Below are 14,248 nucleotides of genomic sequence, written 5' to 3'. Positions count from 1 at the left end.
CCGTCGAGTAAGTGGCAATATCGCAGCAGGGACTATGAGGTGTCGGTGTTCGCGTACCCGCCTGCACCGCACTACAGCGGTACGCGCAGTGCTCCGTCGATGAGTTCGGCGGCCTCGGAGGTGCCCGCGCTGCCGCTGCGCACCAGGTGTTCGCGCACCGCCCGGAGTCTGTCGCGCAGGCGCTGGGACTCCATTCCCCGCGCCTGCTCGGCCATTTGCACTGCGGTGGCCACCGCCTTGTCGGCGTTGCCCTGGCGCAGCTCGATCGTGCTGAGCATGGCCAGCCGGTGCACCCGGCCCCGGTCGTGGGCGGGATTGTCGACGGCGGCCGCGGCATGCTCCCCCGCGGCCGCCAGCTCCCCGAGGCTCAGCAGCGCCTCGGCCACCTGGACGTTGACAAGTCCGGGCTGGACATAGCCCGTTTCGTCGGGTTCGTATCCGCGGTGGATGCGGTCGGCGGCCTGCTCGGCACGCCGGATGCAGGACAGCGCGCTCGTGCCGTCGCCGAGGTGGGCGTACGCCTTCGCCTGCATCGCGTACAGGTCGGAGGCGAGCGCGGGGGTGATGTGCTTGCCGGCGGCCCGCAGCGCGGCCTCGGCGAAGGCGACGGCCTGCCGGAACTCCCGCATGAACAACGCCTGGTTGACCAGGAGGGCGATCACATACGCACCCAGCCCCCGGTCCCCGCTGGCCTTGGCCAGCCGCAGCGCCTGGTGGAAGTACCGCTGGGCCAGCCCGTGCGCGTCGGAGTCGTACGCGCAGATCCCCGCGATGGCCACCAATCCGCCGGTGGCCCGGTGCAGTTGACGCCCGGTCGCGTCGGTGTAGCTGCCGCGCAGCAGCGGGGCGGCCTCGGCGTTGAGGAAGCCGACGATCCGGGTGCGGGTCGCAATCCCGCCCGCCTTGCGGTACATCTGCTCGTAGTGGGTCCGGGCGGCGCGCAGCATCTCGATGTCGCCGGCGGTGACCCGGTGCCGGCCCCCGCGTGAGACGTCGACGTCCTCGGGCGGGTTCTCCCACTCCCACACCGGCATCACGGCGGGCGTGCCCGTGACCGCGGGTGCGCCCAGTATGTGGGGCCGTTGCTGCTCGTCGGAGCGCCACAGGGCGGTGGCCCGCTCCACGAAGCCGGACAGCGAGGTGGTGTGCGCGGAGGACGGTTCGCCGGGCACGCCGAGTCCGATGTCGTCGAGCGTGACGGTACGGTGCAGCCGGGCGGCGAGCACCTCGCAGATCAGGTCGGGCACCTGGCCGCGTGGCCGCTGCCCCTTCAACCACCGCGCGACGGCGGTGTGTTCGTATCTCAGCGCGAGCCCACGCGCCCGCCCCGCCTGGTTCACGTGTGCTGCCAGCCCCGCGTGCGAGACCCCGGCCTCGTCCAGGATCGCGTCGAGCAGAGTATTGGGCTGCATGTATGCCCCCCGGGTGGCTCGGTGCCGTCAGAGTAGTGCGAACCGGTTCACACGGGGTGTGAACCGAGTGCCCGAATCCGTAGGGTGCGCGCGCTGTTGCGGAGAGTTTCCAACCGGTTGACTGAAATGCCTCGCAAGAGGCCGGCCGGGCCGCCGGCTCCCCCTCGTACAGTGCGGCGGCCCGCATCCGCGCCGTCCGCCCAGCTGCCTGCCCGACACTCCGTGGCGGGGCGGACGGCTGCCGCCGGCTGGGCCGCGCGACCAATCGCCGCCGGACTAAAGGTGGTTGGTCCGCTGCGGGTGCGTTGTGGCTGGTCGCGCAGTTCCTCGCGCCCCCAGCGAACCACAGTCGACCGGCGTTCGATCGTTCCGCAGGACCAGGAGCGCCAGGTCGTCTGCCTGCCTTCCTCTCGTGTGGCGAAGGAGGGCTGTGAACAGCGAGCGCAGGATCGTCGGGGGCGTGATCGGGTGATGTCGCACGACGCCGATGAGTGCCGCCTGGAGCGAAAAGAACCGGCCTCTCGCGTCCCTCGCGTCCTCGACGCCGTCCGTGTACAGGACCAGGGAGTCGCCCGGGAGCAGGGAGCCGCAAGGCAGCGGGGTCGGTTCGGGCGGGAGGGGGAACGGGCCCAGGGGTGGGAGGGGGTCGGCGCGGGCGAGGGGTTCGACGGTCGTGCCGCTCAGCAGATACGGCCAGGGGTGACCGCAGTTGAGGGCAGAGATCTCGCCGTCCCGGCCGATCTCCAGCAGCAGTACGGTGACGAACTCCTCGGCGACCGGATTGCCGGGCTCCCGGCCCGCGGCGGGGTGTTCGTCACGGGCCCGCTCGCGCAGATGCCGGGCCAGGGCCCGGTCCAGTCGGTGCAGCACCCGGCCCAGGTCGGGTTCGTCATGGACGGCCTCCCGGAAACTGCCGAGGATCGCGGCGACCGTGCCGAAGGCGGCGATGCCATGGCCGCGTACGTCGCCGATGACCGCCCGTACGCCGTGCTCGGTGGCGATGACCTCGTACAGGTCACCGCCGACACAGGCACCGCGATCCGCGGAGAGCTGGGCGGCGCCGACGCTCAGCCCGTCGATGCGGGAGGGCAACGGCCGCAGCAGCACACTCTGTGCGGCCCCTGCGACCCGCCGCACCTGCCGCAGCTCACGCAACAGTGCCTGCCGGACATGCACGACGAGTCCGGTCCCCACGGCGAAGAAGACGGCGCTGGTGACGACCCGGGCACCGAGGCTGTCCTGCTGGGCGAGCGGGCAGGCCAGTTTGTAGGTGATCGCCATCGCGCCCCAGGCGGTGGGCAGCCCCATCGCCACCACCTTGCGGGGAACCCGAGCCTTGAAGCGGAACATGCCGATGGCCCCCCAATAGGCCCTGACAACGCAGAACGGACCGACCTCGAAAGGCCGGTCCGATTCTGTCGACCGCATGGTCCGGAAGGACCAGATCACCCAGGGATATCACTCAAACGAGTGAGGTGACCGAATTTGGGGGTGTGGGGGCGTGCCCCCACAAGGGGCGCGGGGAACTGCGCGACCAGCCACGACGAGCCCGCAGCCGCCAAAAACAGCAGTCCCCCGCCCCTTGGGCGAACTAGCCCCGCAGCACCGCACCCGTACGGTCGCCCGCCAGGGCGACCGCCGCGTCCCGAGCCGCCGACGCCTCATCGACGGTCAGCGTCCGGTCCCCCGCGCGGAAGCGCAACGCGTACGCCAGCGACTTCTTCCCGTCCCCGAGCTGCTCGTCGTTGATGTACACGTCGAACAGCCGGATGCCCTCGAGGAGTTCACCCGCCCCCTCACGCAGCGCGGCCTCGACCTCCGCGGCCGGCACCGGCTTGTCGACGACGAGGGCGACGTCCTGCGTGGCCACCGGGAACGTGGAGATGCTCGGCGCCTGGGGCGTTCCGTTGCCGACCTGCTCCAGGGCGTCCAGGTCCAGCTCCATCGCGCAGGTGCGCGCGGGCAGGCCCAGGGCCTTCAGGACCCGCGGGTGCAGCTCACCGGCGTGACCTATGACCAGCTCGGCGCCGTCCACGGTGATCGCCAGCGCGGCGCACCGTCCCGGGTGCCAGGGCCCGTACTGACCGGAGCGCACGACCAGCTCGGCGCCCGCTTCCCGCGCGACGACACGTGCCGCCTCGACCGCGTCGGCCCATCCGGCCGGACGGGCACCGCCCCACCAGCCGGCCTGCTCCCGCGCGCCGGCGAGGACGACGGCCACATGCCGCGGCTGCTCGGGCAGCACGGCGTTCAGCGCGGCGATCTCCTCGTCGGTCGGGCGGCGGTCGACCGGCAGATGACCGGCGGCAGCACCCTGCTCCTCGCGCGGGTGGAAGACCAGCCCGGTCTCGAACAGCGCCAGGTCGTGCGAGCCCCGCCCGTCGTTGCGCCGCAGCGCGCCGAGCAGACCCGGCAGCAGCGATGTGCGCAGCGCGGGCTCCTCGTCGTTGAGCGGGTTGACCAGCCTGACGACCCGGCGGGCCGGGTCGTCGGCCGCCAGGCCGAGCTGGTCGAAGACCTGCTCGCCGACGAAGGGGTAGTTCGGCGCCTCGACATAACCGGCACCGGCCAGCGCACGGCCGACCCGGCGGTGCAGTCGCTGACGGTGGGTCAGGCCACGGCCGGAGGGCAGCTTCGGCAGCGTGGAGGGCAGGCTCTCGTAGCCCTCCAGGCGGATGACCTCTTCGGCCAGGTCGTTCGGCTCGACGAGGTCGGGCCGCCAGGACGGGACGGTGACGATCAGCTCGTCCTGCCCGTACACGTCGCAGCCGATCTCCTGCAGCCGCCGTACGACGGTCTCGCGGCCGTACTCGACGCCGGCGACCTTGTCCGGGTGGTCGGCGGAAGCGGTGATGGTGTGCGGCCCCGACGGCGTGCTGACCTCGGTGACGCCACCCTCCGCCGTACCGCCCGCGAGCAGCACGAGCAGGTCCACCGTCCGCTGGGCCGCCGCGGCGGCCGCGGCCGGGTCCACGCCGCGCTCGAAGCGACGGGACGCCTCGGACGACAGCTTGTGGCGGCGGGCCGTACGCGCGATGGCGACCTGGTCGAAGTGGGCCGCCTCGATGACGACGTCGGTGGACGCGTTCTCCACGTCCTCGTGGTCGGCGATCTCCGTGTTGGCGCCGCCCATGACGCCCGCGAGGCCGATCGGGCCGCGCTCGTCGGTGATGACCAGGTCCTCGGCGTGCAGCTTGCGCTCCGTGCCATCGAGGGTGACGAGCTTCTCGCCCTCCTGGGCCCGGCGCACGCCGATGGTGCCCTGGACCAGCTTGCGGTCGTAGGCGTGCAGCGGCTGGCCGAGCTCCATCATCACGTAGTTGGTGATGTCGACGGCGAGCGAGATCGGGCGCATGCCGACCTTCTGCAGACGGCGCTGCAGCCAGATCGGGGAGCGGGCTTCGGGGCTGAGGCCGGTCACCGTGCGGGCGGTGAAGCGGTCGCAGCCGATCGGGTCCGAGACCTGCACCGGGTAGCCGAAGGCGTTCGGGCCGGGCACGTCGAGCAGGGCCGGGTCGCGCAGCGGGCGGCCGTAGGCGATGGCGGTCTCGCGGGCGACGCCGCGGATGGACAGACAGTCGCCGCGGTTGGCGGTGACGGCGATGTCCAGGACCTCGTCGACCAGCTCCAGGAGCTCGATCGCGTCCTTGCCGACCTCGGTCTCCGGCGGCAGCACGATGATGCCGTGGGTGCCGTCGTCGCCCATGCCCAGCTCGCTGGTGGAGCAGATCATGCCGTGCGAGACGCGGCCGTAGGTCTTGCGCGCGGCGATCTCGAAGCCGCCGGGCAGGACGGCGCCGGGGAGCACGACCACGACCTTGTCGCCGACCTGAAAGTTACGGGCGCCGCAGATGAGTTCCTGGGGCTCGCCGGTGCCGTTGGCCTGGCCGACGTCGACGGTGCAGAAGCGGATCGGCTTCTTGAACTCCGTCAGCTCCTCGATGGTCAGCACCTGGCCTACGACGAGCGGGCCCTTGAGGCCGTCGCCGAGCTGCTCGACGGACTCGACCTCCAGACCGGCGGAAATGAGCTTGGCCTGGACGTCGCGCCCGGTCTCCGTCGCCGGCAGGTCGACGTACTCCCGCAGCCAAGAAAGCGGGACCCGCATCAGATCTCCATCCCGAACGGCCGGGTGAACCGGACGTCACCCTCGACCATGTCTCGCATGTCTTCGACGTTGTGGCGGAACATCAGCATCCGCTCGATGCCGAACCCGAAGGCGAAGCCGCTGTACTTCTCCGGGTCGACACCGCAGGCGGTCAGCACCTTGGGGTTGACCATCCCGCAGCCGCCCAGCTCGATCCAGCCCTCGGAGGAGCAGGTACGGCAGGGCCGGTCGGGGTTGCCGACGGACTCGCCGCGGCAGACGTAGCACACCATGTCCATCTCGGCGGACGGCTCGGTGAACGGGAAGAAGTTGGGCCGCAGCCGGGTCTTCATGCCCTCGCCGAACAGGGACTGGACCATGTGGTCCAGAGTGCCCTTGAGGTCGGCCATGGTGAGGCCCTCGTCGATGGCGAGCAGCTCGACCTGGTGGAACACCGGGGTGTGGGTGGCGTCCAGCTCGTCGGTGCGGTACACGCGGCCGGGGCAGATCACATAGACCGGCAGCTCCCGGTCCAGCAGGGAGCGGATCTGCACGGGTGAGGTGTGGGTGCGCAGTACGACACCGGAGTCACCGCTCCCGTCCGGGCCCTGCACGAAGAAGGTGTCGGCCTCACCCCGCGCGGGGTGGTCCGGGCCGATGTTGAGGGCGTCGAAGTTGAACCACTCGGCCTCGACCTGCGGACCCTCGGCGACCTCGTAGCCCATGGCCACGAAGACGTCCTCGATGCGGTCCGAGAGCGTGGTCAGCGGGTGGCGGGCGCCGGACGGCACGCGGTCGTACGGCAGCGTGACATCCACGGCCTCCTCGACCAGCACCCGCTGGTCGCGCTCGGCCTCCAGCTCCGCCTGGCGGGCGGCGAGGCCCTTGTTGACGGCGCCCCGGGCCTGGCCCACACGCTTGCCGGCCTCGGCCTTGGCGTGCGGGGGCAGGGCGCCGATCTCGCGGTTGGCGAGGGCCAGCGGGGAGGTGCCGCCGGTGTGGGCGACCTTGGCCTCCTGGAGCGCGTCGAGGGAGTCCGCGGCGGCGAAGGCGGCGAGCGCCTCGTCCCGCATGCGCTCGATCTCTTCCGGTTTCAAGGCCTCGACCTCTACAGGGTCGTACGACTTATTCGGTGCCGACATCTCTTCCCGTGCTTCCGATTGGCTGGCGGATGGTCCCCGTACCGACTCGTGGACAGATCGTCACGGTTTTTGGGACACAAAGGTGCCAAAGGCCGAGTCTAACGGGGTTGGGGTAAGCGAATGCGCCCGTGGGGCCCGGTCCGGATCTCAGGTGAGATACGCCGGTGCCGCCACGGGCAACGTAAATCGGAACTGCGCGCCGCCGCCGGGGGCGCGGCCGACCTCGATGGCGCCGCCGTGCGCCTCGACGATGCCCTTGACGATATAGAGCCCGAGGCCCGTGCCGCCGCGCTTGCTGCCCCGCCAGAAGCGGGTGAAGACGCGGTTCATGGACTCCTCCGGGATGCCGGGCCCCTCGTCGCTCACCGTGACCGACGTGCCGGCGTCCTCCCCCTCACGAGGGGACGCCGTGGCCGTGACGTCAATGGTGACCGTTCCGTCGCCGTGCCGCACCGCATTTTCGATCAGGTTGCTGAGCACCTGGTCGATCTTGTCGGGGTCGGCCCACAGGTCGGGCAGCGGCTGCTCGACGCGCAGCAGGAACCGGTCGGCGGGCTGGCCGGCGGCGACGTAGGCCTGGATGTGCCGCCCGACGGCCGCGCCCATGTCGACGGGCTGGCGGCGCACCTCCAGGCGTCCGCTGTCGATCCGCGAGATGTCGAGCAACTCGGCGATGAGCCGGGTGACGCGGTCGGCGTCGGCGTCGACGGTCTCCAGCATGAGCCGCTTCTGGTCGTCGGTGAAGCGTTCCCACTTGGCGAGGAGTGTGGCGGTGAAGCCCTTGACCGAGGTGAGCGGGGAACGCAGCTCGTGGGCCACGGTCGCGATCAGCTCGGCGTGACTGCGCTCGGTGCGGCGGCGGGCCTCGGTGTCCCGCAGGGAGACGACCACGCGGCTGACGGGCCCGGTGGGCTCGGTGCGGACATAGCGTGCCGAGACCAGCACCTCACGCCCGCCGGGCAGCAGGAGGTTGCGCTCGGGCTGTCTGCGCCTGATGGCCAGCCCGCCGTAGGGATCGGTCAGCTGCCACCAGCGCCGCCCCTCCAGGTCCTCTAACGGCAGGGCCTTCTCCAGCCGCTGCCCGAGGGCGTCGGCGGCACGGACGGCGGTGATGCGCTCGGCGGCGGCGTTGAAGCTGATGACGTGCCCTTGCCCATCGGCGACCACGAGACCGTCGGGAAGGTCGTCGGGGTCGAATCCGAGCTCGGCCAGATCACCGGACCGGGACGCGGACTGCCCCCGCACCTCCCGTGCCCCCGGTGCGCTGCTCGTGCCGACAGTCATCCCCGTACCCCACCTCTCACGACGGCTGAGGGGCCCCCGAGCTGGTCACCCTACTAGCTCTCGGTGACGGTGCGGCACCCTCCGGAGGCGCGCTGTGCACGGGCCGACGCATAGAGACATACGGCCGCGGCGGTGGCGAGGTTCAGGCTCTCGGCCTTCCCGTGGATCGGGACGCGCACGACGGCGTCGGCCAGCGCGCGGGTCTCCTCCGGAAGCCCCCATGCCTCGTTGCCGAACACCCAGGCGGTCGGCCCGCCCATGCTCCCCTTGTCGAGCTCGTCGTCGAGGTCCCGGTCACCCGCGCCGTCTGCGGCGAGGATCCGCACCCCGGAGTCCTTGAGCCCGGCCACGGCCCGCTCGACGGGCACGCCCACGGCGACGGGCAGATGGAACAGGGAGCCCACGGAGGCCCGTACGGCCTTGGGGTTGTACAGATCCACCGAGGCGTCGGTGAGGACGACGGCCTCGGCCCCGGCGGCATCGGCACACCGCAGCACGGTCCCGGCGTTCCCGGGGTCCCGCACATGCGCGAGCACGGCGACGAGCTTCGGCCGGGCGGCGAGGATCTCCTCGAACGGGGTGTCCACGAACCGGCAGATCCCGACGAGCCCCTGCGGTGTCACGGTGGTGGAGATGTCGGCGATCACCTGCTCCTCGGCGAGATGCACGCGGGCACCGGCGGCGCGGGCCTCACCGATGATCTCGGCGTAGCGCTCGGCGGCGTCGACGGTGGTGAACAGCTCCACGAGCGTGGGCCCGTAGGCCGCCGCCTCGCGCACGGCCTGCGGCCCCTCCGCGAGAAACAGCCGCTCCTTGCTCCGGAAGTTCCGCTTGGCCAGCCGCCGGGCGGCGGAGACGCGGGGGGACCGGGGGGAGATCAGCTCGGGGCTGGCGGGAGGCATGGGTTCACCTTGGAGTTCTGAAGTTCACGGACACAACAGGACCCGCAGACCTTCTCGGCCTGCGGGTCCCTTCAGTCACGTCTGCCTAGAGCAGCCGGAGCTTCACGCCGCCTTGGGGGCGTTGACGTCGCTCGGCAGCGCCTTCTGCGCGACCTCGACGAGCGCGGCGAACGCGTTCGCGTCGTTGACGGCCAGCTCGGCGAGGATCTTGCGGTCGACCTCGACGTTGGCGGCCTTCAGGCCCTGGATGAAGCGGTTGTACGTGATGCCGTTGGCGCGGGCAGCGGCGTTGATGCGCTGGATCCACAGCTGACGGAAGTCACCCTTGCGCTTCTTGCGGTCGTTGTAGTTGTAGACCAGCGAGTGGGTGACCTGCTCCTTGGCCTTGCGGTACAGGCGCGAACGCTGACCGCGGTAGCCGGAGGCCTGCTCGAGGATCGCCCGACGCTTCTTGTGGGCGTTCACTGCCCGCTTGACGCGTGCCACTTTTTAACTCCTTGTAGCGGGGCCGTGGTTGGACTCACACGGCCCGGTATCGATTGGGTCCCGGTCAGAGATCAGGCGCGAAAGTGGTTCCGCGCCCGATGTCACTTGCCGAGAAGCTTCTTGATCTTCGCGGCGTCGCCCGGGGCCATCTCGGCGTTGCCGGTCAGGCGACGCGTCCTGCGGGACGACTTGTGCTCGAGCAGGTGGCGCTTGCCGGCGCGCTCACGGAGCACCTTGCCGGAGCCGGTGATCTTGAAGCGCTTGCTGGCACCGCTGTGCGTCTTGTTCTTCGGCATAGCGCCGTTCTCTCCTCGTCAGTGGCACTCCGGTGCCCGGTCGTGAAAACCGGGCACGGTGGAGCGTCGCTCTTTTGTCGGTTACGTCCTGGGGACTTGACGTCCCCCGGGATCACGCCTCGGCGGAAGCCTCGGCAGGGGCCTCGGTGTCCACGGCGTCCTCGGACTCCGCGGCCTCCTCGGACTCCGCAGCGTTCTGCGACTTGCCGGGGTTGGCCTTCGCGTCTGCCTTGCGGGCTTCCTGCGCCTGGCGGGCCTCGGCCATCGCCTCGGTCTTCTTCTTGTGCGGACCGAGAACCATGATCATGTTGCGGCCGTCCTGCTTCGGGTTCGACTCCACGAACCCGAGGTCCTCGACGTCCGTCGCGAGCCGCTGCAGCAGTCGGTAGCCCAGCTCGGGCCGGGACTGCTCGCGACCACGGAACATGATCGTGATCTTGACCTTGTCGCCCTGCTTGAGGAACCGGACGACGTGACCCTTCTTGGTGTCATAGTCGTGCGGGTCGATCTTCGGCCGGAGCTTCATCTCCTTGATGACCGTGTGCGCCTGGTTCTTGCGCGCCTCACGGGCCTTCATGGCCGACTCGTACTTGAACTTCCCGTAGTCCATGAGCTTGCACACGGGCGGACGGGCGTTCGCCGCGACCTCGACCAGGTCCAGGTCGTACTCCTGCGCAAGCTCCAGTGCCTTGGCCAGCGGGACAATGCCCACCTGCTCGCCACTGGGACCGACAAGTCGCACCTCGGGAACGCGAATCCGGTCGTTGATGCGGGGCTCGGCGCTGATGGATCCTCCTCGGTTAGCACCACACGGCGGTCTGGCGGACAGCCGCGTTTGTCTCTTTCTCGACCTAACCGCGCCGAAGCACAAAAAATGCCCCGGACGATCACAGGCGGGGCTCCAAAGCACTACCGGAGCACCGCCGCAATCGCGGGGCGCGCTTTCGGGCGACTCCATCGTCCGTACGGAACGATGGTGGCCGCCTGACCGGGGTGACCCGCCGTCCCGGGGGACGGTCAGGTGGGAGATCGGAGCCTCCACTTGTGGGCCGGACACTCGAGTATCCAGCCGGTCGTCACACAAGGTTAGCAGCTACCCGGGGGTGGTGCGAACCGGCGGGCATCGGGCCCTATCGTGTGGGACATGAGTGACACCCCTCCTGAGTCCCCTGGTTCCCCCCACTTCGACGAGATGACCCGCGACATCGCCGAGGTCCCCGCCGTCGAGGTGATCGTGACGGTCGCCGTCAACCTGATGAGCGCGGCCGCCGTGAAGCTCGGTCTGACCGAGGAGGGCGACAAGTACAAGGACCTGGACGAGGCCCGCAAGCTGGTGCACGCCCTCGCCGGGCTGCTGGACGCGAGCACGACCGAGATCAGCTCGTTCCACGCGGCACCGCTGCGCGACGGCCTGAAGTCGCTCCAGCTGGCCTTCCGCGAGGCGTCGCTCGTCCCGGACGAGCCGGGTCAGGGGCCGGGCGATAAGTACACCGGCCCGATCTACGGCTAGGTCACCCGCGTACGTACAGGGGCTCGCCCGGAGGCGTCGTCCCGGCCGGCAGCAGTGCCAGGTCGAGACCGCGCACCAGGCGGGCCCTCAGCGTTTCATCGGCGGCGAGCCGCTCGGCGACCGCGCGGGCGGCCTCGGCGGGCAGGGCGGAGGAGTCCAGGACCAGCGCGAGCGTGCCGTCGGCCTGTCCGGGGCCGAGGTGCGCGCGCAGCACCGCGGGCTCGGCGGCCACCGCGGCCCGCACCGCCTCCCGCACCGCCGGGTCGGTCAGCGGATCCGTGGTCGTACGTCCCTCGGCGAGCGCGAGCAGCGCGCGGCCCGTCAGCTCGTAGGGCACCGGGCCGGCCATGTCGAGGACGATCGTGTCCGCCTTCTCGTGCGCCGCGGCCTGCAGGGCCTGGTGCAGGGGGACGGCGACGGGGCGGGCGGCCGGGTCCCAGCGGGCGAGGGACTCGGTGGAGGTGAAGGCGGGCAGCGCGGTGCGGTCGCCGGCCTTCAGGGTGGGGACGGCCATGTCGCTGGTCTTCTCGTGGCGCAGTCCGTTCTCGTCCTCCTCGACCTCGCCGAGCACGGCGACCACCGGCACGAGCAGCCGGGCGCTCTTGAGCGCCTCCAGGACCGGGCCCTCGGCGGTGCGGTCCTCGGCCCAGGCCGCGAGCGCGGCGCTCAGCCGGAGGTCGGCGGAGCCGTCGTCGTCGGAGAAGGGGGAGTCGGGAATGTTCTTGTTCGCCACGGTCACCGACCCTATCGGGGGGATGCTGCTGGGCTTGTGCGGCCCCGGAAACCCCGCCGTGACACGCCTGCCCGGGATCTCCGTTTCTCTGACACACATCTAACGTCCGTCTAACGGCACACACAGACACGGCCCCGACGATCGCGGGCATGGAGTCCCCCGGAGCCCGCCACGGCCGCCGCGCTCACCCGCCCAGAAGCCGTCCTCTGCTGTACGGCGCCCTCGCCACCGCCGTCGTCCTGGGCGCCACGGCCGTGGGGACCGCGTATGTGAAGGCGCGGGCGCACTCGGGGATGGGGGCCGTATCGTCGGCCGCGGCGCCGTCGGCCTCGCCCTCGGCCACGGCTGCGGGACCGGCGGGCGAGGAGGCTTCGGTGGAATCCGTGACGCGGCCGGCGGTCGACCACGACGAGTTGCTGGCGTCGGCCATGAAGGCGGTGGACGTCCCGGACGGTGCGGAGGTGTCGGTGGCGGTGCTCGACCTGGAGTCCGGTGCGAGCGCCACGTACGGGGAGGACGCCTTCGACACGGCGAGCATCGTGAAGGTCGACATCCTGGCCGCGCTGCTGCTCCGGGCGCAGGACGAGGGGCGGCAGCTGACGGCGGCGGAGAAGTCCTACGCGACCGCGATGATCGAGAACAGCGACAACGCCTCCGCGTCGGAGCTGTGGCGCACGATCGGCGAGGCCGAGGGGCTCGACGCCGCGAACGAGCGCTTCGGGCTCACCGGGACCGAGGGCGGCGACGGGATGCTGTGGGGGCTGACCCAGACCACCGCCGCCGATCAACTCCGGCTGCTGCGGCAGGTGTTCGGGGACGACTCGGAGCTGAGCGAGGCCTCGCGGACGTATCTGCGCGGGCTGATGGGGCAGATCGCCGTGGATCAGCGGTGGGGGGTGTCGGCGGCGGCCGACGGTTCCGCGTGGGCGCTGAAGAACGGCTGGCTGCCGCGTACGGCGACCGGGTTGTGGGACATCAACAGCGTCGGGCGGGTGACGGTCGGCGGCCGTGACTGTCTGGTGGCCGTGCTGTCGGACGGCAACGCGACGCAGGCGAAGGGGATTTCGCTGGTCGAGGCGGCCGCGGTGGCGGCCGTGTCGGTGTTCGTCGGCCAGGACGCGTCGGCTTCCGCGCCGCCGGTGGCCGTCACGGCCTCGTCGTAGCTCGTGCGCTAGAAACCGAAGCGTCCACGGCGGCCACGCCAGACGACGACCGCCGACACCAGCAGGAGCCCGCCCGCGCAGCCCGCGAGCCAGGCGGTCCAGCTTGTCGCGTCGTCCTCCGAGGCGGCGGCATCGGGGCCGGAGCCGAAGTATTCCTCGCCGTACGCCGCCGGCTTCAGGCTCCCCGGCTTCAGTCCGGCGGCCTTCTTGATGGCGGCGGCCGGGTCGATGAAGCCGTAGCCGCGGGAGTCGTCACGGCCGTCGGCGGGGGCGTTGCGGGCCGTGTCCTCCAGGAGCTTCTTGATCTGGGGCGGGGTCAGGCCGGGGTGGGCCGCCTTGACCAGGGCCACCGCGCCGGAGACGAAGGCGGCCGCGGCGCTCGTGCCCCAGCCCTCGTAGTACTTGCGGTCGGGGTCCGCGATGACGACCTTGTCGCCGGGGGCGCTGACCGTGGCGTACCAGCGGCGGGTGGAGAAGGAGGCGCGGGTGCCGTACCGGTCGACGGCGGTCGCGGCGATCACGCCCGGGTAGGCGGCCGGGTAGGAGATGTGATCGCCCTTCTCGCCGCCGTTGCCGGCCGAGGCGACGACGACGGCGCCCTTCTTCAGGGCGTACTGCACGGCCTCGTCCTCGCCGGCCTCGGGGTGGGCGGACTTGGAGTCGTCGCCGAGGGAGAGGTTGATGACGTCGGCGCCGTGGTCGGCGGCCCAGCGGATGCCTTCGGCGAGGGCGTTGCCGCGGGTGCTGCGGGCCTTGGCGCGGGCCGGGTCGCCGTCCTCCAGGATCACGCGGACGGGGAGGATCTTGGCCTCGGGGGCGATGCCCAGGACGCCGTCGCCCTTGTCGGCGCCGTGTCCGTGACCGGCGATGATGCCGGCCATCGCGGTGCCGTGCCGGGCCCAGGCGCGGTCGCCGCGGTCGGCTCCGAAGCCGACCATGTCCTTGCCCTGGAGGACGTTGCCGACGAGGTCGGGGTGGTCGGCCGCCACGCCGGTGTCGAGGACGGCGACGGTGACGTCCTCGCCCTTGGTGGTCTGCCAGGCCTCCTGGGTGTGCATGGCCTCCAGGGCCCACTGCTGGGCGCGTATGGAGTCGGCGTGCGCCGCGGTGGGCGGCAGCAGGGCGAGGCCGGCGCCGAGGAGGACGGCGAGGGGGCCGGTGCGACGGGTGCGACGGGTCACGAGGTTCTTCACAGCACGGTTCACGGCGCCGGCCGCCGCGCTGTTCATGTTG

Annotated in this window: 12 protein-coding genes and 1 pseudogene; 2 read left to right on the top strand and 11 right to left on the bottom strand. The window is 71.3% G+C overall.

What is annotated here, in order from left to right:
* Positions 1 to 71: 71 nt before the first annotated feature.
* The 9 genes and pseudogenes from ACFQ6S_RS34610 to infC all read right to left on the bottom strand — a co-directional run bounded on the left by ACFQ6S_RS34610 (position 72) and on the right by infC (position 10,421).
* Positions 72 to 1,412 (bottom strand): transcriptional regulator, encoded by a 1,341-nt coding sequence (locus ACFQ6S_RS34610; RefSeq protein WP_383418600.1) that lies wholly within the window; start codon positions 1,410 to 1,412, stop codon positions 72 to 74.
* 276 nt (positions 1,413 to 1,688) lie between these two features.
* Entirely contained in the window at positions 1,689 to 2,762 is a 1,074-nt protein-coding gene (locus tag ACFQ6S_RS34605) for a PP2C family protein-serine/threonine phosphatase (protein ID WP_383418599.1), read from the bottom strand.
* A 241-nt stretch (positions 2,763 to 3,003) separates the two neighbouring features.
* The gene (gene pheT, locus ACFQ6S_RS34600; RefSeq protein WP_383418597.1) at positions 3,004 to 5,520 is read right to left on the bottom strand and encodes a phenylalanine--tRNA ligase subunit beta; all 2,517 of its coding nucleotides are present in this window, start codon (positions 5,518 to 5,520) and stop codon (positions 3,004 to 3,006) included.
* Positions 5,520 to 6,641 carry a phenylalanine--tRNA ligase subunit alpha gene (gene pheS / locus ACFQ6S_RS34595; RefSeq protein ID WP_383418595.1) on the bottom strand — a complete coding sequence of 374 codons (1,122 nt, stop codon included), beginning with the start codon at positions 6,639 to 6,641 and terminating at the stop codon, positions 5,520 to 5,522. The genes pheT and pheS overlap by 1 nt, the downstream gene beginning before the upstream one ends.
* Before the next feature lie 147 nt (positions 6,642 to 6,788).
* Complete coding sequence (locus ACFQ6S_RS34590; RefSeq protein ID WP_383418593.1) at positions 6,789 to 7,925, bottom strand: ATP-binding protein; 1,137 nt, start codon at positions 7,923 to 7,925, stop codon at positions 6,789 to 6,791.
* Positions 7,926 to 7,978: 53 nt separating this feature from the next.
* Entirely contained in the window at positions 7,979 to 8,827 is an 849-nt protein-coding gene (locus ACFQ6S_RS34585; RefSeq protein WP_383418591.1) for a TrmH family RNA methyltransferase, read from the bottom strand.
* Positions 8,828 to 8,929: 102 nt separating this feature from the next.
* On the bottom strand, positions 8,930 to 9,313 hold the full coding sequence (gene rplT, locus ACFQ6S_RS34580) for a 50S ribosomal protein L20 (RefSeq protein WP_006141703.1): 384 nt from the start codon (positions 9,311 to 9,313) through the stop codon (positions 8,930 to 8,932).
* A 101-nt stretch (positions 9,314 to 9,414) separates the two neighbouring features.
* A complete protein-coding gene (gene rpmI / locus ACFQ6S_RS34575) occupies positions 9,415 to 9,609 on the bottom strand; it encodes a 50S ribosomal protein L35 (RefSeq protein ID WP_383418588.1) in 195 nt (64 codons plus the stop codon).
* Between the two features lie 112 nt (positions 9,610 to 9,721).
* A pseudogene (gene infC, locus ACFQ6S_RS34570) lies at positions 9,722 to 10,421 on the bottom strand (translation initiation factor IF-3).
* 332 nt (positions 10,422 to 10,753) lie between these two features.
* On the opposite strand from infC, the gene ACFQ6S_RS34565 reads away from it, so the two are divergent.
* Complete coding sequence (locus ACFQ6S_RS34565; protein ID WP_383418586.1) at positions 10,754 to 11,119, top strand: DUF1844 domain-containing protein; 366 nt, start codon at positions 10,754 to 10,756, stop codon at positions 11,117 to 11,119.
* Between the two features lies 1 nt (position 11,120).
* Here ACFQ6S_RS34565 and ACFQ6S_RS34560 read toward each other — a convergent pair whose 3' ends face one another.
* Positions 11,121 to 11,852, bottom strand: a complete 732-nt coding sequence (locus ACFQ6S_RS34560; protein ID WP_383418584.1) for an SseB family protein — start codon at positions 11,850 to 11,852, stop codon at positions 11,121 to 11,123.
* 149 nt (positions 11,853 to 12,001) lie between these two features.
* Here ACFQ6S_RS34560 and ACFQ6S_RS34555 point away from each other — a divergent pair, with 149 nt between their 5' ends.
* On the top strand, positions 12,002 to 13,015 hold the full coding sequence (locus ACFQ6S_RS34555; RefSeq protein WP_383418582.1) for a serine hydrolase: 1,014 nt from the start codon (positions 12,002 to 12,004) through the stop codon (positions 13,013 to 13,015).
* 8 nt (positions 13,016 to 13,023) lie between these two features.
* On the opposite strand, the gene mycP is transcribed toward ACFQ6S_RS34555, so the two are convergent.
* Complete coding sequence (gene mycP / locus ACFQ6S_RS34550; protein WP_383419021.1) at positions 13,024 to 14,244, bottom strand: type VII secretion-associated serine protease mycosin; 1,221 nt, start codon at positions 14,242 to 14,244, stop codon at positions 13,024 to 13,026.
* Positions 14,245 to 14,248: the final 4 nt, after the last annotated feature.

It is taken from the genome of Streptomyces sp. NPDC056479, from assembly GCF_042795335.1.
GTDB lineage: Bacteria > Actinomycetota > Actinomycetes > Streptomycetales > Streptomycetaceae > Streptomyces.
Note: the sequence above shows the minus strand (reverse complement) of the source record. Positions and strands in the feature narration are given on the sequence as shown.

What these genes read in the sequence shown, in the direction of transcription:
- ACFQ6S_RS34610 (WP_383418600.1), bottom strand. Translation starts at nt 1,412, where the DNA reads ATGCAGCCCAATACTCTGCTCGACGCGATCCTGGACGAGGCCGGGGTC.
- ACFQ6S_RS34605 (WP_383418599.1), bottom strand. Translation starts at nt 2,762, where the DNA reads ATGTTCCGCTTCAAGGCTCGGGTTCCCCGCAAGGTGGTGGCGATGGGG.
- pheT (WP_383418597.1), bottom strand. Translation starts at nt 5,520, where the DNA reads ATGCGGGTCCCGCTTTCTTGGCTGCGGGAGTACGTCGACCTGCCGGCG.
- pheS (WP_383418595.1), bottom strand. Translation starts at nt 6,641, where the DNA reads ATGTCGGCACCGAATAAGTCGTACGACCCTGTAGAGGTCGAGGCCTTG.
- ACFQ6S_RS34590 (WP_383418593.1), bottom strand. Translation starts at nt 7,925, where the DNA reads ATGACTGTCGGCACGAGCAGCGCACCGGGGGCACGGGAGGTGCGGGGG.
- ACFQ6S_RS34585 (WP_383418591.1), bottom strand. Translation starts at nt 8,827, where the DNA reads ATGCCTCCCGCCAGCCCCGAGCTGATCTCCCCCCGGTCCCCCCGCGTC.
- rpmI (WP_383418588.1), bottom strand. Translation starts at nt 9,609, where the DNA reads ATGCCGAAGAACAAGACGCACAGCGGTGCCAGCAAGCGCTTCAAGATC.
- ACFQ6S_RS34565 (WP_383418586.1), top strand. Translation starts at nt 10,754, where the DNA reads ATGAGTGACACCCCTCCTGAGTCCCCTGGTTCCCCCCACTTCGACGAG.
- ACFQ6S_RS34555 (WP_383418582.1), top strand. Translation starts at nt 12,002, where the DNA reads ATGGAGTCCCCCGGAGCCCGCCACGGCCGCCGCGCTCACCCGCCCAGA.
- mycP (WP_383419021.1), bottom strand. Translation starts at nt 14,244, where the DNA reads ATGAACAGCGCGGCGGCCGGCGCCGTGAACCGTGCTGTGAAGAACCTC.